Annotated in this window: 15 protein-coding genes and 1 pseudogene; all 16 read left to right on the top strand. The window is 45.9% G+C overall.

The window, feature by feature from the left end; all coding sequences use genetic code 11:
• Positions 1–284: 284 nt before the first annotated feature.
• Positions 285–3,764 (top strand): DNA polymerase III subunit alpha, encoded by a 3,480-nt coding sequence (locus tag LK436_RS15135; RefSeq protein ID WP_044930375.1) that lies wholly within the window; start codon positions 285–287, stop codon positions 3,762–3,764.
• Positions 3,765–3,830: 66 nt separating this feature from the next.
• Positions 3,831–4,805: a 6-phosphofructokinase gene (gene pfkA / locus LK436_RS15130; protein WP_008395364.1), complete on the top strand. Its 975-nt coding sequence runs from the start codon at positions 3,831–3,833 to the stop codon at positions 4,803–4,805.
• A 192-nt stretch (positions 4,806–4,997) separates the two neighbouring features.
• Positions 4,998–5,321: pseudogene (locus tag LK436_RS15125) on the top strand (DUF6145 family protein); the annotation flags it as partial.
• 146 nt (positions 5,322–5,467) lie between these two features.
• A complete protein-coding gene (dusB, locus tag LK436_RS15120; protein ID WP_008395362.1) occupies positions 5,468–6,427 on the top strand; it encodes a tRNA dihydrouridine synthase DusB in 960 nt (319 codons plus the stop codon).
• Positions 6,428–6,673: 246 nt separating this feature from the next.
• Entirely contained in the window at positions 6,674–7,156 is a 483-nt protein-coding gene (gene greA / locus LK436_RS15115; protein WP_008395361.1) for a transcription elongation factor GreA, read from the top strand.
• A 16-nt stretch (positions 7,157–7,172) separates the two neighbouring features.
• Complete coding sequence (gene lysS, locus LK436_RS15110) at positions 7,173–8,675, top strand: lysine--tRNA ligase (RefSeq protein ID WP_008395360.1); 1,503 nt, start codon at positions 7,173–7,175, stop codon at positions 8,673–8,675.
• A gap of 239 nt (positions 8,676–8,914) precedes the next feature.
• Positions 8,915–9,136 (top strand): DUF6462 family protein, encoded by a 222-nt coding sequence (locus LK436_RS15105; protein WP_008395358.1) that lies wholly within the window; start codon positions 8,915–8,917, stop codon positions 9,134–9,136.
• Positions 9,137–9,144: 8 nt separating this feature from the next.
• A complete protein-coding gene (locus LK436_RS15100; RefSeq protein WP_008395356.1) occupies positions 9,145–9,603 on the top strand; it encodes a DUF6462 family protein in 459 nt (152 codons plus the stop codon).
• A gap of 3 nt (positions 9,604–9,606) precedes the next feature.
• Positions 9,607–9,891: a DUF6462 family protein gene (locus LK436_RS15095; RefSeq protein WP_005340582.1), complete on the top strand. Its 285-nt coding sequence runs from the start codon at positions 9,607–9,609 to the stop codon at positions 9,889–9,891.
• Between the two features lie 546 nt (positions 9,892–10,437).
• Positions 10,438–10,587, top strand: a complete 150-nt coding sequence (locus tag LK436_RS15090; protein WP_227081570.1) for a hypothetical protein — start codon at positions 10,438–10,440, stop codon at positions 10,585–10,587.
• Positions 10,574–10,828: a hypothetical protein gene (locus LK436_RS15085; RefSeq protein ID WP_083794712.1), complete on the top strand. Its 255-nt coding sequence runs from the start codon at positions 10,574–10,576 to the stop codon at positions 10,826–10,828. The genes LK436_RS15090 and LK436_RS15085 overlap by 14 nt, the downstream gene beginning before the upstream one ends.
• Before the next feature lie 9 nt (positions 10,829–10,837).
• Complete coding sequence (locus LK436_RS15080) at positions 10,838–11,800, top strand: ParM/StbA family protein (protein ID WP_008395354.1); 963 nt, start codon at positions 10,838–10,840, stop codon at positions 11,798–11,800.
• Between the two features lie 8 nt (positions 11,801–11,808).
• Positions 11,809–12,258 (top strand): hypothetical protein, encoded by a 450-nt coding sequence (locus LK436_RS15075; RefSeq protein WP_008395352.1) that lies wholly within the window; start codon positions 11,809–11,811, stop codon positions 12,256–12,258.
• Between the two features lie 5 nt (positions 12,259–12,263).
• A complete protein-coding gene (locus LK436_RS15070; RefSeq protein WP_172622380.1) occupies positions 12,264–12,437 on the top strand; it encodes a hypothetical protein in 174 nt (57 codons plus the stop codon).
• A gap of 235 nt (positions 12,438–12,672) precedes the next feature.
• The gene (locus tag LK436_RS15065; RefSeq protein WP_227910225.1) at positions 12,673–13,461 is read left to right on the top strand and encodes a hypothetical protein; all 789 of its coding nucleotides are present in this window, start codon (positions 12,673–12,675) and stop codon (positions 13,459–13,461) included.
• Positions 13,462–13,552: 91 nt separating this feature from the next.
• Positions 13,553–18,931, top strand: coding sequence for a SpaA isopeptide-forming pilin-related protein (locus tag LK436_RS15060; protein ID WP_008395347.1), 5,379 nt, complete (start codon positions 13,553–13,555; stop codon positions 18,929–18,931).
• Positions 18,932–18,975: the final 44 nt, after the last annotated feature.

The raw sequence follows: 18,975 nt of genomic DNA, 5'->3' as shown, positions 1-18,975 counted from the left end.
ACGGAGGGAGCAGGTCAGCTGTTTCCCTCTTTTTTTGTCTGTTTTTGCCCGGACGGGAAGCAGACGGAAGGCAGAGAAGCTGCCCCACAGAGGGCACCGCAATTTTGCAGGCCGGGGGAGGATAGAGGTCGCCAAAAGAGGATTTTTGTGATACACTATCGTCATGGGACATGGAAAACCCAAATCAGAACCAAGGTATCGTTCAAAAGATAGATTCAAGAGATAGATTTATAGAAGAAACAGAAGAAAGAGATAAAAGAGAGAATAGAAGAAAAGGAGAATACATGGCTTTTACACATCTTCATGTGCATACAGAATACAGCCTGCTGGACGCGTCGTCCAAGATAAAGGAACTGGTGGCGAGGGCGAAGGAGCTGGGCATGGACAGTCTGGCAATCACCGATCACGGCGTCATGTACGGAGTGATTGACTTTTACCGCGCCGCCAGGGAAGCCGGAATTAAGCCTGTTCTGGGCTGCGAGATCTACGTCGCCCCGGGCTCCAGGTTCGACCGGGAGATCGGCGCGGGAGAAGATAAGTACTATCATCTGATTCTGCTTGCAGAGAACAATGAGGGATATCAGAACCTGATGAAAATTGTGTCCACGGGCTTTGTGGAGGGATTCTACTACAAGCCCAGGGTGGACTTTGAGACTCTGGAAAGGTACAGCAGGGGACTTATCTGCCTTTCTGCGTGTCTGGCAGGTGAGGTGCAGAGAAATCTGGCCCGCGGCATGTACGAGGAGGGAAAAAAGGCGGCTCTCAGGTACCAGAGCATTTTCGGGGAGGGAAACTTCTTCCTGGAGCTTCAGGATCACGGAATCCCCCTGCAGAAAACCGTAAACCAGGGACTTCTGCGCATGAGTCAGGACACGGGCATCCCTCTCGTGGCCACCAATGACTGCCACTATATCTACAGGGAGGACGAGAAATCTCATGACATTCTGCTCTGCATCCAGACGGGGAAAAAGGTGGCAGACGAGAACCGGATGCGCTATGAGGGAGGCCAGTATTATCTCAAGTCCGAGGAGGAGATGAAGAGTATCTTCCCCTATGCCCTGGAAGCCCTTGAGAACACCCATAAAATTGCAGAGCGCTGCAATGTGGAGATTGAATTCGGCGTCACGAAGATCCCCCAGTTCGACGTGCCGGGAGGAAAGACCTCCTGGGAATACTTAAATGAGCTGTGCGAGGAGGGATTCCGGACACGGTACCCGGACGACGACGGCACTCTGAGAAAGAGGCTTGACTATGAGCTGTCCGTAATTCAGTCCATGGGGTATGTGGACTATTTCCTCATTGTCTGGGACTTCATTCACTTTGCCCGCTCCCACGATATTATGGTGGGGCCGGGGCGGGGCTCTGCGGCTGGAAGCATTGTGTCCTACTGCCTCAGGATTACAGACATTGATCCCATCCGCTACAACCTGCTTTTTGAGCGCTTTCTGAACCCGGAGAGGGTGTCTATGCCGGATATTGATATAGACTTCTGCTTTGAAAGGCGCCAGGAGGTCATCGACTATGTGGTTCAGAAGTACGGCAGGGACCGGGTGGTTCAGATTGTCACCTTCGGTACCCTGGCAGCCAAGGGTGTGGTCAGGGACGTGGGAAGAGTGCTCGACATGCCCTATGCAAAGTGCGACGCAGTGGCCAAGATGATACCGGGCGATCTGGGCATGACCCTTGACAAGGCTTTAAAGACACCGGAGCTTCGGGAGGCCTATGACAGCGATCCGGAGATCAAGTATCTGATCGACATGAGCCGAAGGCTCGAGGGACTTCCCAGACATACGTCCATGCATGCGGCCGGCGTCGTGATCAGCCGGAATAAGGTAGATGAGTACGTGCCTCTCTCCAGGGCTGCAGACGGCTCCATCACCACCCAGTTTACCATGACTACCCTGGAGGAGCTGGGGCTTTTAAAGATGGACTTTCTGGGGCTTCGCACCCTCACGGTGATTCAGAATGCCGTGCGCCAGGCGGAAAAGACACACCATATTAAAATCGACTTAAACAAGATTGACTATAATGACAAGGCGGTGCTGGAATCTCTGGGAACGGGGAAGAATGACGGCGTGTTCCAGCTGGAGAGCAGCGGAATGAAGAGCTTCATGAAGGAGCTGAAGCCGGAGAATCTGGAGGACATTATCGCCGGAATCTCCCTGTACCGCCCGGGTCCTATGGATTTTATCCCCAAGTATCTGAAGGGAAAGAACGACAGGGCCTCCATCACCTACGACTGCCCTCAGCTGGAGCCTATTTTGAGCCCCACCTACGGCTGTATCGTCTATCAGGAGCAGGTAATGCAGATCGTGCGGGATCTGGCCGGCTACACCCTGGGACGAAGCGACCTGGTACGCCGTGCCATGTCAAAGAAGAAGGCGGCTGTTATGGAAAAGGAGCGTCAGAATTTCGTCTACGGAAATCCGGAGGAGGGAGTGAAGGGCTGCATCGCAAACGGAATTGATGAAAAGACGGCCAACATCATCTACGACGAGATGATCGACTTTGCAAAATACGCCTTCAACAAGTCCCACGCCGCGGCCTATGCGGTGGTTTCTTACCAGACAGCGTATCTGAAGTATTACTATCCGGTGGAGTTTATGGCGGCCCTTATGACATCCGTGAAGGATAATGTGTCCAAGGTTTCCGAGTATATTCTCACCTGCCGCCAGATGGGGATGAAAATCATGCCCCCCGACATCAATGAGGGAGAGGGAGGCTTCTCCGTATCAAACGGCGCTATCCGCTACGGCCTGTCGGCGCTCAAGAGCATCGGGCAGACTGTGGTGGATGAGATTGTAAAAGAGAGAACAGAGAGAGGACCCTTTGTATCCCTGGCAGACTTTATTGACCGGATGAGCAATAAGGAGGTAAATAAGAGGACCATCGAGAGCTTTATCAAATCGGGAGCCCTCGACAGTCTTCCCGGCACAAGAAAACAGAAATTCCTGGTGTCGGCCGCCCTTCTGGAGCAGAAAAACAAAGAAAAGAAAAATTCCATGGAGGGGCAGATGTCTCTGTTCGACTTTGTGGAGGAGGAAGAGAAGGAGCAGTTCCAGATTACATTTCCGGATGTGGGAGAGTACACCAAGGAGGAGCTTCTGGCCTTTGAGAAAGAGATGCTGGGCGTGTACGTCAGCGGTCATCCCCTGGAGGAGTATATGGACCTCTGGAAAAAGAACGTCACCGCCGTCTCCTCGGACTTTATCGTAGACGAGGAGGAGGGACATGCCAAGGTGAGAGACGGCTCCTATGTGACAATCGGAGGCATGATTACGGAAAAAACGGTCAAAACTACCAGACAGAATAAGATGATGGCCTTTATCACCGTGGAGGATCTGGCGGGAACCGTGGAGGTGCTGATCTTTCCGAAGGATTATGAGAAAAAGAGGGATCTCCTGATTGTGGATGAAAAGGTATTTGTCCAGGGAAGAGTTTCCATCGGAGACGATCCGGTGGGAAAGGTGATTTGTGAAAGAATTATCCCATTTTCCATGGTGCCCAAGGAAATCTGGCTGAAATATCCAAACAAGGAGGCCTATTTCGGGGCGGAGCAGGAGCTTCTCGAAATGCTCCGGCTCAGCGAGGGTCATGACCAGGTTGTGATTTATCTCGAGGCAGAGCGGGCGAAAAAGGTGCTTCCGGCCAACTGGAATGTGAGCGCCGACGAAACCCTGCTCAGAAACCTTTCTGCAAAACTTGGTGAAAAAAATATCAGAGTCGTGGAAAAAACTATTGAAAAGATAGGGAAAATGAATTAGAATGGACACGATAAAATACAGAAACATTTGTGTTTTGATAGATGTAGCAAATGGAGGTAGAGGAAGATGGCAAAAGAAGTTAAGACAATCGGCGTTCTCACCAGCGGCGGCGACGCACCGGGAATGAATGCGGCAATCCGCGCGGTAGTCAGAACAGCAATCAACAAGGGGCTGAAGGTAAAGGGTATTATGAGGGGATACGCCGGACTTCTCCAGGAGGAGATTGTGGATATGAACGGACTCAGCGTTGCCGATATTATCGGTCGCGGAGGCACAGTGCTGTACACAGCCAGATGCCCTGAGTTTACCACTGCTGAGGGCCAGCAGAAGGGCGCGGAGATCTGCCGCAAGCACGGCATCGACGGCCTTGTGGTAATCGGAGGAGACGGTTCCTTTAAGGGAGCCGGAAAGCTGTCTGCCCTGGGCATCAACACAGTGGGCCTTCCGGGAACCATTGATCTGGATATTGCCTGCACGGACTATACCATCGGCTTTGACACCGCAGTGAATACGGCCATGGATGCCATCGACCGCGTGCGCGATACATCCACATCCCATGAGCGCTGCAGCATCATCGAGGTAATGGGCCGCAACGCCGGATACATCGCCCTCTGGTGCGGTCTTGCAAACGGAGCGGAGGACATTCTGCTTCCGGAGAGATATGACGGCAATGAGCAGGAGCTTATCAGCCGCATTATCGAGAACCGCAAGCGCGGCAAGAAGCATCACATTATCATCAATGCCGAGGGAATCGGACACTCTGCTTCCATGGCGAGAAGAATTGAGGCTGCCACAGGAATCGAGACAAGGGCTACCATCCTTGGCTACATGCAGAGGGGCGGAGCGCCTACCTGCAAGGACAGAGTATACGCATCCATCATGGGCGCCAAGGCTGTGGAGCTTCTGTGCGCCGGAAAGAGCAACCGGGTAGTGGCATATAAGAACGGAGAGTATGTGGACTATGACATTCAGGAGGCTCTGAACATGAACAAGGATATTTCCGAGGAGCAGTACAATATTAGCAAGATGCTGGTTCGCTAAAGGCAGGCAGAAAGCCGCCCTTCGGAAAGAGAAAAGATGACAGTTCAGAAAGAGACATCAGGACGTGGAGAGACGTCCTGGTGTCTTTTTGTACGGACAGGAGAGGCGAAGACATATAAGAGGCTTCGGAGCCCCAAAGCGGCGGACCGGAGCAGATAAGGCAAAAGAAGAGAAAGGGGATGACAGAGGAAGATGGAAGAAACTATGGTGCTCTGCGGAGCCAACTCCTATGTGGAAAAATACTATTTTAACGAAAAATTCAAGGGCCTTCCTGAAGCAGTGAAGGAGGAGCTTCAGATTATGTGCGTCATGTTTACGGAGGATGTGGGAGGCGTGCTGACACTGGAATTTACGCCGGAGGGAGAGCTCCAGTTTAAGGTGGCATCTGCTGATACGGACTATCTGTTTGACGAGATCGGAAGCGCGCTGAAAATCAAGCAGTATCAGAGGGAAAAGAGAGAGCTGCTGGAATCACTGGAACTCTACTACCGTGTATTCATCCGCGAGGACGGGGAGAAAATTGCAAAGCTTCTGAAGAAGGCTGAGGAGATGGAGGCGGCAGAGAAGGCCGGAAAGGAAGGAATAGAGGAGCCGGAGACCAGAAAGGAGAAGGCCGGGCTTCAGGAAGAGAGGACGCAGGAGAGCGGGAAAGGGCAGGACAGATGAAGCTGAAAATCGGAAATGTGGAGCTTGACAGCCCGGTGGCCCTGGCGCCCATGGCGGGAGTGACGGATCTGCCCTTTCGCATCCTTTGCAGAGAGCAGGGATGCGGTCTGATGTGCACGGAGATGGTCAGCGCCAAGGCTCTTCTCTACAAGAACAGAAATACGAAGCCCCTTCTGGAGACGAAGCCGGAGGAACGGCCTGTGGCAGTCCAGCTTTTTGGCTCTGATCCGGAGATCATGAGTGAGATGGCCTTGATGCTGGAGGAAGGGCCTTATGATATCATTGACGTCAATATGGGCTGCCCGGTTCCGAAGATTGTGAACAACGGGGAGGGCTCAGCCCTGATGAAAAATCCCAAGCTGGCAGGAGAGATCCTCTCGGCCATGACGAGAAAGCTGAAGAAGCCTGTGACAGTCAAGTTCCGAAAAGGGTTTAACGATGAGAGCGTCAATGCCGTGGAGTTTGCAAAGATGGCGGAGCAGAGCGGAGCGGCGGCTGTGGCAGTCCATGGGAGAACCAGGGAACAGTTTTATTCCGGAAAGGCTGACTGGGACATTATCCGGCAGGTGAAGGAGGCAGTGAGTATTCCGGTCATCGGAAACGGGGATATTTTCACACCCCAGGATGCCGGGAGAATGATGGAGGAAACCGGCTGCGACGGGGTGATGGTGGCCAGAGGAGCCAAGGGAAATCCGTGGATTTTCAGCAGGATTGACCATTATCTGAAAACAGGGGAGGTGCTGCCAAAGCAGGGGCCGGAGGAAGTGAAGCAGATGATCCTGCGCCATGCAGAGCTGCTTGTCGCATTCAAGGGCGAGTATACGGCCATGCGGGAGATGAGAAAGCATGTATCCTGGTACACGGCCGGATACCCCCATTCGGCAGCCCTCCGAAATGAAATCAACCTGGTGGAAACCATGGAGGAGCTTACGGAGCTGGTGCTGGAGCGGATGTAGAAAATGCAGAGAACGGAGGCGGCGCGTCAAGCCCTCTTTCGGTACTTTTATGACACCCCGAAAACCCTGTAAATATGAGCGTTCAGGGGGATCTATTCTTGACATCGCCGGTCAATTCAGTTATAATATTGCGTTGCAGAATAAAGAATAGAGAAAAAGAGAAAAACAGGTGCCAAAGTAAGGTGCGGCACAGGAATAGAAGGGATGATTTCCCTATAAAATGTATCCGAAAGGAAGGAAAGTATCATGGCAGATAAGAAACACATTCTCACTTACACAGGCTTAAAGCAGTACGAGGACGAGCTGCAGGATTTAAAGGTGAACAAGCGCCAGGAGATCGCCCAGAAAATCAAGGAAGCGAGAGAGCAGGGCGACCTGTCTGAGAACGCAGAGTACGACGCTGCTAAGGATGAGCAGAGAGATATTGAGGCAAGGATTGAGCAGCTGGAAAAGCTCTTAAAAAATGCGGAGGTTGTTGTTGAGGAGGAGATTGACCTTGAGAAGATCAACATCGGCTGCCGCGTAAAGCTCCTCGATGTGGAGGAGGATGAGGAGATGGAGTTCAAGATTGTGGGCTCCACAGAGGCAAACAGCCTTCAGAACAAGATTTCCAACGAGTCGCCGGTGGGCCATGCGCTGCTTGGCAAGAAGGTGGGCGACGTAGTGGATGTGGAGACACAGGCAGGAATGATCCAGTACAAGGTGCTGGAGATCCAGAGAGTATCATAAATAACCGCACAAAGGAGTGAAGACAGTGGCAGAGCAGCAGAACAACAGAGAAGAGCAGGAGTTAAACCATTTATTAAAGGTGCGCCGTGAGAAGCTTTCCGAGCTTTGCGAGAGCGGCAGGGATCCGTTCCAGATCACGAAGTACGATGTGACAGCGCACAGCATGGAAGTAAAGGAAAACTACGAGGAGATGGAGGGCAAAGAGGTATCCCTGGCAGGACGAATGATGTCCAAGCGTGTCATGGGAAAGGCGTCCTTCTGCAACCTCCAGGATTTGCAGGGAAATATCCAGTCTTACGTTGCAAGGGATGATATCGGCGAGGAGGCCTACAAGGATTTCAAGAAGCTGGATATCGGCGATATTATCGGTATCCGCGGAGTGGTGTTCAAGACTAAGACAGGTGAAATTTCCATCCATGCAAAAAGTGTTGAGCTGCTCTCCAAGAGCCTTCAGATCCTTCCGGAGAAGTTCCACGGCCTGACCAACACAGACATGCGCTATCGTCAGAGATATGTGGATCTGATCATGAATCCGGAGGTAAAGGATACCTTTATCAAACGCTCCCAGATTGTAAAGGAGATCAGGAATTTCCTGGACGGCAGGAACTTCATGGAGGTGGAGACACCGGTTCTCGTAGCCAATGCAGGCGGCGCCAACGCAAGACCGTTCCAGACTCATTTCAACGCTCTGGACGAGGATGTGAATTTAAGAATTTCCCTTGAGCTCTACTTAAAGAGACTGATCGTCGGAGGAATGGAGCGCGTTTACGAGATCGGACGTGTATTCAGAAACGAGGGAACAGATACAAAGCACAATCCGGAGTTTACCCTTCTGGAGGTTTACCAGGCATTCACCAACTATGAGGGAATGATGGAGCTGACAGAGACCATGTTCCGTGAGGTAGCCAGAAAGGTGCTGGGAACCCTTCAGGTAGAGTACGACGGTGAGATCATCGATCTGGAGAAGCCCTTTGCCCGTATCACCATGATCGATGCCGTGAAGCAGTACAGCGGCGTGGATTTCAGGGAGATCCATACAGACGAGGAGGCAAAGGCAGCTGCCAGGGAGCATAACATCCAGTTTGAGGCCCGCCACAAGAAGGGCGACATCCTGAACCTGTTCTTTGAGGAGTACGTGGAGGATAAGCTGGTTCAGCCTACCTTCGTCACCGATCACCCGGTAGATATTTCCCCGCTTTCCAAGAGAAAGCCTCAGGATCCGGAGTATACAGAGCGCTTTGAGCTCTACATTACCCGCAGGGAGTTTGCAAACGCTTACTCTGAGTTAAATGATCCCATTGACCAGAGAGAGAGATTTTTAGCCCAGGAGGCTTTAAAGGCAGCAGGAGACGACGAGGCCTGCTCCATGGACGAGGACTTTATCAACGCCCTGATGATCGGCATGCCGCCGACAGGAGGCCTTGGAATCGGCATCGATCGGTTCGTTATGCTGCTGACCAACTCCTACGCTATCAGAGATGTGCTGCTGTTCCCGACAATGAAGAGCTTGGATAAATAAACCTAGTGTTTATGCGGGATTGAGGCATTTGAGTACGTCAAAGGACGCATTAAAAGACGTATTTTGGCATAGTCATTTACATCAGTATGAAAGAGTACACAATCTGAAAAGAATAAGACTCAATCGAATATGAACTACTAAGAGGACATTTTCTAAAGAAATTTAGAAGATGTCCTCTTTTTTGCGTTATGGAGAAAATACGTCATTTGTTATGAAGTCAAAGTGAAAGGAGCACAGCAATGGATGAATCAAAGAAAAAAGATAGATATGAGGATGCAAAAAAGTTTGTAAGATATTCAGATGGTGCAAAGATGTACAGTATGGGAATGACAAAATTTCAAGAAGTGGCTAAGGATGCCAAGGCTTGTTATAAGATTGGTCAGCTTGTACTTGTTAATACAGAAATATTGGATAAGTATCTTGAAACTTTTCATATTACAGATTCTGAGTTTTATAAGTAGGTGATGTTATGGTAAATACATTGAGTGGTTCAGTTAGTGCCTATAGAAAAGAAATTGTAAAACCAAGATTTATTCGTATTGATGAAGTAATGGCTTTATTAGATGTAACACGAGATGAGGCAATGGATATAGCATTAGCTGCTGGAGCAAGATATCAGCTTGCAAAGATTATATTAGTACATAAGGAAAGGTTGATGAAATTTATGAAACATTTTGCAAGAGTGCCTAGTTCAAACAAAATCGTAGAAAAGAAGTTTGTAAGAATTGGGGAAGCTTCAATGACATATAGCATAGGGCATCATAGATTTATTGAAATGGCTAGAGCAGCGGGTGCTGTATATAAGATTGGAACAGCTAAGGGAAATACTATATTAATAAATTTGGAAATTTTTGATGATTATATGGAGCAATTCAGAGAACCGCCAACAGAAATGAAACATCCATTGCCAAATGTGAAAGGAGACTGATGAATGAGTTACTCATATAAGTGCTATTCAGATACAAAGGATTTTATGAAAAAATTTGTCAATGCAGAGGAAGGAGCGATTATTTATGGGATAAGTAAATCTAGAATCATAGTAATTGCGAGAGAGGCAGGAGCAGTCTATAAAGTCGGTAATTCAGCATTAATCAATACGGAATTATTTGAAAAATATCTTGAACGATTCAGAGAGCCGGCAAGAGAACTGCCTAAGCATACATGGAACAAATTAAAGGAAATGACAAATACACCAAAAACTGGTGAAAATTCGTAAAAATACACCAGTGGTGTCACTTCCGTAAAATTAAAGTGCATTGTAGAATATCAATTGTCCAAGAGAGATTGGACATAACAATTGAATAATCAGTTACAGATTTGCAAAGTAGTTTGCACTGCAGAGTATCTGTAGGTAGTAAATTTACGGGGTATGTACCTGGAGGATGAAAGTCACAGCTATCATATTAGTAGTCTGATGGATCGAAAGATGAAGGGCGAGAAGCTGGATGGAAATCTGGTAAAAGGAATAGGCATGTTGCGTAAGGATAATTAACCACAGAGGGCGAGAAGTTCGTCCTTATCCTCAAAAGGCTAAAAGAGGAGATAGTGCTTCTGATAATTCAGAAGGGCGTCGTGAAACACATTTTGTGGCTCGTCTGTAACTCCCGGAGGTGAGAACACCTCTTTGTACACGGGGCGATATAGGAGTCTAGAAGACTGGCGTGTACCTACATGCTTAGCGTTAAGCATAGCCATGTAGACTATATCACTTCCAAATTCAAATTCTGTCTATATGGCAACTAATTTGAAGGAGGATAAAGTGGTGATGGGATTTAGCATAGCATTAATAATTATTGTTCTTATCGTATTGTATTCGTTAGCTAGGACGGCAGGAGAGTCGGACAGGACAATGGAACAGATAAGAGAGCAATCACTCCTTGGAAGGGAGGAGAGCTCTGGTGGGAACAGTTGAAAAAAGAGATAAGCATAAGAAACGCAGGTTTGTATCTTCAGAAGAAAAGCTTGAAAGAGAATTAAAAGATTGTATGCATTGTAGATTCTTCTGGGGACATAACAACAGATGTGCCAATGGAACATGTTGTAAACCATCTAAGAAAAAGGAACAGAAACTTCCGACGGAATGTGTCGGATGTCCATATTATCGAGGGAATGGTTATTGTTTTCCTTGTATGCGAAAGCTGATAGGAAAGTAGGTGGTTAAGATGTTCAAGTGGCTGTTTAAGAAGAAAGGATGTGCAAAACACATGAATAACAAGTTAGAAGTAATCGGCATTGATCATGGATGGTCAATGATGAAAACAATCTCTCAGGTATTTGTCACAGGTGTTAAGGAGATTACAACAACTCCGGCACTTTTCGGCGATGTACTTGAGTATGAAGGAAAGTTCTATAAGGTTGGAGCTGTGAGGCAGGAAGTAAAGGATACAAAGATCGAAGATGACAGCTTTTATCTTCTCACTCTTGCAGCAGTTGCTAAGGAACTTAAAAGAAGAGGTCTTGCAGAGGCAAAGGTATTTCTTGCTGTAGGACTTCCACTTACAAGATTTGGAGCAGAGAAGAATGATTTTATCAAGTACCTGACAAAGAATAAGCGTGTAAGCTTCAAATATGAGAATGAGTCATATCATATTGAAATTGATGATGTGGCAGTATTTCCTCAGTGCTATGCAGCAGTAGTGGACAAGATTCCTGCTATGGCAAAGAAAACACTGATAGTAGATATTGGAAGCTGGACAATCGACATTATGCCGGTAATCAACAAGTCACCGGATGAATCAAAGTGTGTGACGATTCCAAAAGGTCTTATTACCTGTATGCGTTCTATCAATGAGCAGTGTGTAAGACAGCTTAACGGAGAGGTAGACGAGTCAGAGATACAGAACATCATGCGATATGGCAGGTCAGATATTGATGATGAATACTTTGCCATTATCAAGGCTGAGATAGAGGATTTTGTTGATAAGGTATATAACTCAATCCGTGAGTTTGGGTATAACTTAAAGACTACACCGATTGTATTTGTCGGTGGCGGGGCAGTTGTGATGAAAAACTTTGGGAGCCACGATGCCAAGAACATTTCCTATAACCTTGATGTAAAGGCAAATGCAAGAGGATATGAGCAGCTTGCCACAATGGGACTTAAAAGCACTAAGCGATTATCATAAGGAGGCAGATGATGGGAAGAAGACTTGAATATGAAGTAAAAACTTCTGTCCGCCTCAACATGAGCAATCCCCAGCATGTGAAAATCAATGATGTGATTCAGAACCTTGATCCGAAGATTTTCAAATCTAAGAACCAGTTCATTATAGATGCGATTCAGTTCTACATTGATAATTATGGAAAGGAAACCTTTGTTATCAAGAAGAAGGAAAAAGAGAGGGCTGAATATATCCGGTCAGAAGATATTGATGACATTAAGGAAGAAGTCATTGAAGCAGCAACCAATGAGGCTAGAAAAGAGGTAATAAAGCTGTTAGGCGGAGTGATATCCGGGATGAATGTTGGTCAGCCGGTAATTATGCAGGCAGCCAATAGTGAAGCACAAGAACTTACAGAAGATGTTATGGACGATGCAGATGTTGCAGGTCTTGCAATGGGATGGATGTCGAAAGGAGACTGATTATTATGAGAAGAGTTATGGGAGCCGTAGGAACAGTGATTTTAGAGATACTCAAGTGGATATTAAGGATAATTCTTGGAGCTTTGAAGCTGGTCTTAGGACTTGCCAGAATAATTCTTCTTCTATTCGCAATGGTGGCAAGGGTATTTCTTTCATTCGTAAGAATGGGCACATTCTGAGAGGAGGTGAGCGTATGCAGGTAAAGGGTTTATTCTTAAATTATAAGAAAAACAGAAGACTTATGCAGTATTTCTTTAAAATAAGAGAGCTGGTATAATGAAAGGAGTTTAAGATGCACAGAATACGGGACAGTCCTATGTGTCCCGTGCATTACAGATAAATAGTTCACTGCAAGGGTGGATGGCACGGAACACAAAGCCCGTCCCTCTTGCGGAGAAGGGATGGGTGATTACTATGAAGAAGATAAGTATTATCTTATTATCCGCAGTACTGGTCTTTTCAATGGCTGCCTGTAATGGTGGTAAGGAAAAGGCTGATAATCAGACAGAGAAACAGACGGAAAGCGTAAAGCCAACTGAAGAAGCAGAAATGGCAACGGAAGCTGTCACAGAGGTCACAACCGAAGCTGGAAGTGATGAGACAGAGAAAGATATTGCCGAGGCTAAAGATTCAGAAGAGAGGACTGATAAAGAAGATAACCGATCCGCAGATAATGAAACTGCTTCAAAGCAGGAAGAAAAGCCAAAGCAGAATGACGAGCCGGAACAGAAAGCTCCTGTAAATGATAATGAGGAAGCTGGCGGAAATCAGAGTAATGCAGGTAATGGTGGTCAGACTACAGACAGTCCGAAAGACAATGTGAGCAACCCACAGCCTGCATCCGTGGCATACAGTCCACAGAATGTTGTGTCACTTGCAACAGCAAAGTGTCAGGCAGGAGGAATGATTACCACACAGCAGAATTTACAGAACCATTTGAATGATGGCAGTATCACGCAGGAAGAGTACAATGAGTATTATCCTTACGATGGTATGGAAGGCTCTTATTATAGTGTGTTTGTAGAGACAGACCTTAACAAAGCAAGTACCATTGATGGACAGCGGTTATCATCTGAGGATGCAATCGCAGAATATATTGCAAGTATGTTACTTTTGGAAACAGATCCGGTATTCTACATCAGTTATGATGGAGTTTACACGACAGGCGGCACAGACTATTACGAGTTTCGGTGTCACAGATAAATAAAAACGAATAGAAGCAGAAGGAAGAAAGATGTAAGCCATAAACTTATGTCTTTCTTTTTTTATGCGTTAATTAAGGAGGAAAGAGCACATGAAACAGAAACTAAAGCGTTTTATGGCAGGATTTATGGCTATGCTCACACTGGTTGGAACACTCTTTACGAATGGTACAACAGCATTTGCAGCCAGTCCGCAGGCAAATATTGCGTTCTGGAATGCATCAGTCAAAAATTCCGGAGAAGTAAGTGAGCTGAAGCCCGGATTTAATCATGGCAAGATTCTGTATTCAATTCTTGACGGAAATTCGGCATATTGTATGAATTTCGGATTAAGAGCAGATGGCGGTCAGCTTATGAACAGCTACGATGATGCAAGCACATCAATGTCAGCACAGCAGAGAAAGCTTTTAAGTTACTGCCTTTATTATGGGTTTAACAGTACACAAAAGGCGGCACCAAGCAACAGCCAGTGTGATGAGTATATCGCAACTCAGGCAATGGTATGGGTTATTGTAGCAGATATCTTTGGAACCGGAAGTGGTGATTCGGCAGCAAGAAAGCTCTGTAACACAGCACCAAGTCCTGATTCTTCATACAGCTATTATGAGAGACTCAGGGACAATATCAACAGTTCCTACAATGCAACGCTTCCAAGTTTTGCATCACGCAGAACCAGTGAGGCACCAACTTATGAATTAAAGTGGAATGAGGGAAGTCAGAGATTTGAAACAACATTATCTGACAGCAATGGTGTTTTATCGGATTTTGATTTTGGCATCAGCGGATATTCTGTTGATAAGAATGGCAACAGTATTACAATCTCTTCAACGAGCGTGAATACTACAGCTACAACAGGAACATTCACATCCAATGCTGGCAAGGTTGAGACAACATCAAGCTGTGTATTCTGGCTTACAGGAAAGAGCGGATATCAGGAGTTTATTTCTGAAAGACCGACAGCAGATCCTGTCAAAGCCTATATCAAGGTCAAGACAGAGAACATCGGATATGGTGAGCTTACAAAGACAGATGAGTCAAGCGGAGTGAAGCTTTCCGGTGCAGTTTATGGAATCTATTCTGACAGCGGATGCACAAACAGAGTACAGACCATGACAACAGATGGAAACGGATATGCAAAGTCAGCTGCACTTGTCGCAGGCACTTATTATGTAAAAGAGATTACCGCACCAAAGGGATATGTCCTTTCCGGTACAGTTCATACACTTACTGTAAAAGCAGGACAGACAACGGGAATCTCTGCAACAGATAAAGAGCAGCTTGGAGCAATCACAATCTATAAAGAGGGTGAGGTGCTTAGCTCATGGAATGGAAGCAATTTCACTTATGAGAAAAAGAAGCTTTCCGGAGCAACCTTTAAGGTAACTGCCGGAGCAGATATCTATAAGGCAGATGGTACAAAGGTGTATAGTGCTGGCGATGTTGTGGCAGAAAGCCTTACAACAGGAACTGACGGACAGGTGGTATTATCTGACCTTCATCTTGGAACCTATGTGGTAACTGAGATTAAGAGCATTGACGGGTATACAATCAATACCACACCTCAGACAGTAGCAGTTGAGTATAAGGACCAGACTGTGACAGTACAGTATGAATCAACTACGATTGAGAATACAAGACAGAAAGCGGATGTATCTGTTGTAAAGAAGGACTCTGACACAGAGAACCCTCTTGATGGTGGCAAGTACACACTTTATGCCGGAAATGACATCAAAAACTATACCGGACAGGTTATTGTCACAAAGGGTACAGCTCTTGAGACAGTAACTACAGGTGAGGACGGAAAGGCAAGCTACAGCGTGGATCTGCCAATCTCTAACGGATATTATATCCAAGAGACACAGGCACCATATGCGTATATCAGAAACAGTAAAGATGTTTACAGCTTCAATTTCAATGTATTACCTGAAACACAGGCAAAGGCATCATTCAGTCACACATTTGTGAATGACAGAACTACAGCAAAGATTCATATCTACAAGGTAGACAAGGAATCAGGCAAGGCAGTAGCCCAGGGAGATGCAAGCCTTGAAGGTGCAGTTTATGGTCTTTATGCGAGAAACGATATCGTGCATCCGGACGGAGCAACAGGAGTCGTATTCAAAGCAGGAGACCTTGTAGCAACACTTACAACAGATAAGAATGGCGAAGCAGAGGTCAATAACCTTTACCTTGGAAACTATTATGTGAAAGAAATCACACCATCAGAAGGCTATCTTCTTGATGAAGAGGAGCATGATGTAGTATGCGACTACGAGGGAGACTTAGTAGCAGAGGTATCAAGAAGTACAACTTCCGCAGAGCAGGTCATCAAGCAGCCATTCCAGCTTATCAAGGTATCGGACAATGGCGATGATACTGAAGCAGGACTTCTTGCAGGAGCAGAGTTTACAGCTTACTTAAAATCATCTTTACCTGTAAAGGCAGATGGAAGCTATGACTTTGATAAGGCTACTCCTGTGGTAATCGGGGAAAACGGAGCAACAACAATCGCATCCGATGACAAGGGACATGCAGTTTCTATTGCAATTCCTTATGGAACCTATGTGGTAGTTGAGTCAAAGACTCCGCATAACATGAAAACAATCAAGCCATTTGAGGTAAAGATAAAGGAGAATCATCCAACAGAGCCTCAGACATGGAGAGTATTTCTTGACAGGGAGTTTACTGCAAAGCTTCGTGTAATCAAGAAGGATTCTGATACAAAGCAGACAGTACTTGTACCAAACGCAGAGTTTAAGATCTTTAATATTGATAAGAACGAATATGTAAAGCAGTACACAACTTATCCGTCAAAGGTAGAGCATACTTCATTCTTTACTGATGAGGACGGAGATTTAATCTTACCGGAGGCACTGAAAATCGGTAACTACCGCATTGAGGAAGTGTCTGCACCATTTGGCTATGTTGTAAATGATAAGTATGTCAGCATCTCTGTTGATACTGACACAGCATTTGAGACAGATGGTGATACAAATGATGCAATCATTACTGTGGAATATTCCGATGCCCCTGCAGTCGGAGAGCTGACTGTAGAAAAGAAGGGAGAGGTACTTGACGGATTCAAGGGTGGACTTCTTGCAAGCTCATATGAGAAAGAGTTTGTTTATAAGGAAGGCTCACTTGCCGGAGCAAAATTCAAAGTTTATGCTGCCGAGGATATTTACACAGCAGACAACCAGAAGGATGCAGACGGAAACCGCATTAAGTATTACAGCAAGGGAGACCTTGTGACAACTCTTACAACTGGCAAGGATGGAAAGGCAACAGCTAAGAATCTTCCTCTTGGACAGTACAGAGTTGTGGAAGTGGAAGCTCCATACGGATATGTATTAAATCCGAATGAGCAGAAAGTGACATTCACATATGTGGATGATAAGACACCTGTTATCAAGGAAAGCCTTACTTTCTCAGATGACAGACAGAAGCTTGATATGTCAGTGACTAAGCTTGATTCAGAAGATAATACACCGATTGCAGGTGCAGTATTTGGTCTTTATGCAGACGAGGATATCAAGAATGTAGATGGCAAGGTAATTATCGAGAAAGGCACACTTCTTGAGAAGACAACATCTGATGAGAATGGAAAGATTGCTTTTGTTAAGGATTATCCATTTGCAAAATATGTTGCAAGGGAGCTTGTAAAGCCTGCCGGATATGTGACAAATGAGGAAGCAGTAAACTTTGATACAAAATATCAGGGACAGGATGTTAAGACTGCTGTATATAACAGCGAGTATAAGAACACTCCGACAACCTTTGAGTTTACAAAGATAGATATCACAAGCGGTGCAGAGCTTACAGGTGCAACACTTACTGTACTTGACAAGGATGGAAATGTGGTAGACACATGGACATCTGATGCTAAGGAAGCACATGTGATCAAGAGACTTGTCGTAGGAGAGACTTACACTCTTCGTGAGGAATTTGCTCCTTACGGATATCTCAAGGCAACAGATATTCAGTTTACTGTAGAGGATACAGGAGATGTGCAGCATGTAGAAATGAAGGATGAGGTTCCGACTGGTTCTATCGTGATCAACAAGGATGGCGAGTTTGTAACAGATACCACTCTTATGAAGGGACACTGGTATGATTTCATTTTCAATTACTTCAAGGACAGTCTTGCAGGAGTAACCTTTGATGTATATGCAAAGGAGGATATCGTGAGTGCAGACGGACTTGGAAGCATTTACCATAAAGCTGGGGAAAAGGTAGCAACTATCGTAACAAACGATAAGGGCATTGCCAGAATTGATGACCTTCCTCTTGGCAAGTATTATCTTGTAGAGACAAAGACATTAGATGGATTTGTGCTGGATGATACACCGATTGATGCAGACCTTTCTTATATCGACCAGAATACAAAGGTTGTATTTGCGGGAATGGATGTAACCAATGAGAGACAGAAGGTGCAGATTACTGTCACAAAGACTGATTCAGAGACGAAGAATGCTCTTGAAGGTGCAGTATTCGGCTTATTTGCGAAAGAGGATATCGTAAATAAAGATGGAAAAGTCATTGTCAAAGCAGATACACAGATTGAGAGAGGTGTTACTGGAAAGGATGGCAAAGTAACATTTACCTCTGACCTTCCGCTTGGACAGTATTATGTCAAAGAGATTGAGGCACCAAAGGGCTATGTGAAGTCTGATAAGATTTTTGATGTGGATGCTTCATATCAGGGAGATAAGGTAAAGGTTATCGAGTTTAAGGCAGCATTTGAAAATGCACCGATCAAGGTAGAAATTTCAAAGACTGATATCACAGGCAAGAAAGAATTGCCTGGAGCAAAGCTTTCGGTTATTGATGCTGATGGAAAGCTTGTTGAGAGCTGGACATCAGAGGCAGGAAAGACTCATATGATTGAGAGACTTCCTGTCGGAAAGTACACACTCAGAGAGGAATCTGCACCATATGGATATAAGGTGGCAAGTGATGTAACCTTTGAAGTAAAGGAGACAGCAGAAATCCAGAAGGTATCCATGAAAGATGAACAGGCAGTCGGTAAGATTGTCATTGAGAAAACTGACAAAGTAACCGGAAAGCCGATCGAGGGTGTTGTATTTGAAGTAAGGGATAAGGACGGAAAGGTGCTTGATACACTCACTACTGACAAGAATGGTCATGCAGAGAGCAAGGAGCTTCCTATCTGTACTTACAATGAGGATGGTTCATTTAAGGAAGATATCCATTATACAGTAGTTGAGACAAAAGCAGCTGACGGATATATCCTTGATGAAACAGCTCACGATGTAACTCTTCGATATGATGACAATGCACCGGAAGTTGTTGTAACAATACTTAAGCTTGTCAATGTACCGACAGAGCCTAAGCTTCCACAGACAGGCGACAATGCAAATCCGCTTCTTTATCTTGGAATTGGTGCACTTGCACTTATTACTGGTGTCGGAGTAGGACTTCGTGGAAGAAAGAAAAAGAATAAACAGTAACAATTAACCTTGCAGGGAATGTAAGCCAGTGACTTATGTTCCCT

Source organism: Clostridium sp. M62/1, assembly GCF_020736365.1.
Lineage (GTDB): Bacteria > Bacillota > Clostridia > Lachnospirales > Lachnospiraceae > Otoolea > Otoolea saccharolyticum_A.
This window is presented reverse-complemented; position numbering and strand designations above follow the sequence as displayed.

Excerpts from the sequence above, each read along its gene's own strand:
- LK436_RS15100 (WP_008395356.1), top strand. The coding sequence starts at position 9,145 with ATGGTAAATACATTGAGTGGTTCAGTTAGTGCCTATAGAAAAGAAATT.
- LK436_RS15135 (WP_044930375.1), top strand. The coding sequence starts at position 285 with ATGGCTTTTACACATCTTCATGTGCATACAGAATACAGCCTGCTGGAC.
- LK436_RS15060 (WP_008395347.1), top strand. The coding sequence starts at position 13,553 with ATGAAACAGAAACTAAAGCGTTTTATGGCAGGATTTATGGCTATGCTC.
- LK436_RS15065 (WP_227910225.1), top strand. The coding sequence starts at position 12,673 with ATGAAGAAGATAAGTATTATCTTATTATCCGCAGTACTGGTCTTTTCA.
- greA (WP_008395361.1), top strand. The coding sequence starts at position 6,674 with ATGGCAGATAAGAAACACATTCTCACTTACACAGGCTTAAAGCAGTAC.
- LK436_RS15070 (WP_172622380.1), top strand. The coding sequence starts at position 12,264 with ATGAGAAGAGTTATGGGAGCCGTAGGAACAGTGATTTTAGAGATACTC.
- LK436_RS15095 (WP_005340582.1), top strand. The coding sequence starts at position 9,607 with ATGAGTTACTCATATAAGTGCTATTCAGATACAAAGGATTTTATGAAA.
- dusB (WP_008395362.1), top strand. The coding sequence starts at position 5,468 with ATGAAGCTGAAAATCGGAAATGTGGAGCTTGACAGCCCGGTGGCCCTG.
- pfkA (WP_008395364.1), top strand. The coding sequence starts at position 3,831 with ATGGCAAAAGAAGTTAAGACAATCGGCGTTCTCACCAGCGGCGGCGAC.
- LK436_RS15080 (WP_008395354.1), top strand. The coding sequence starts at position 10,838 with ATGTTCAAGTGGCTGTTTAAGAAGAAAGGATGTGCAAAACACATGAAT.
- LK436_RS15075 (WP_008395352.1), top strand. The coding sequence starts at position 11,809 with ATGATGGGAAGAAGACTTGAATATGAAGTAAAAACTTCTGTCCGCCTC.
- LK436_RS15105 (WP_008395358.1), top strand. The coding sequence starts at position 8,915 with ATGGATGAATCAAAGAAAAAAGATAGATATGAGGATGCAAAAAAGTTT.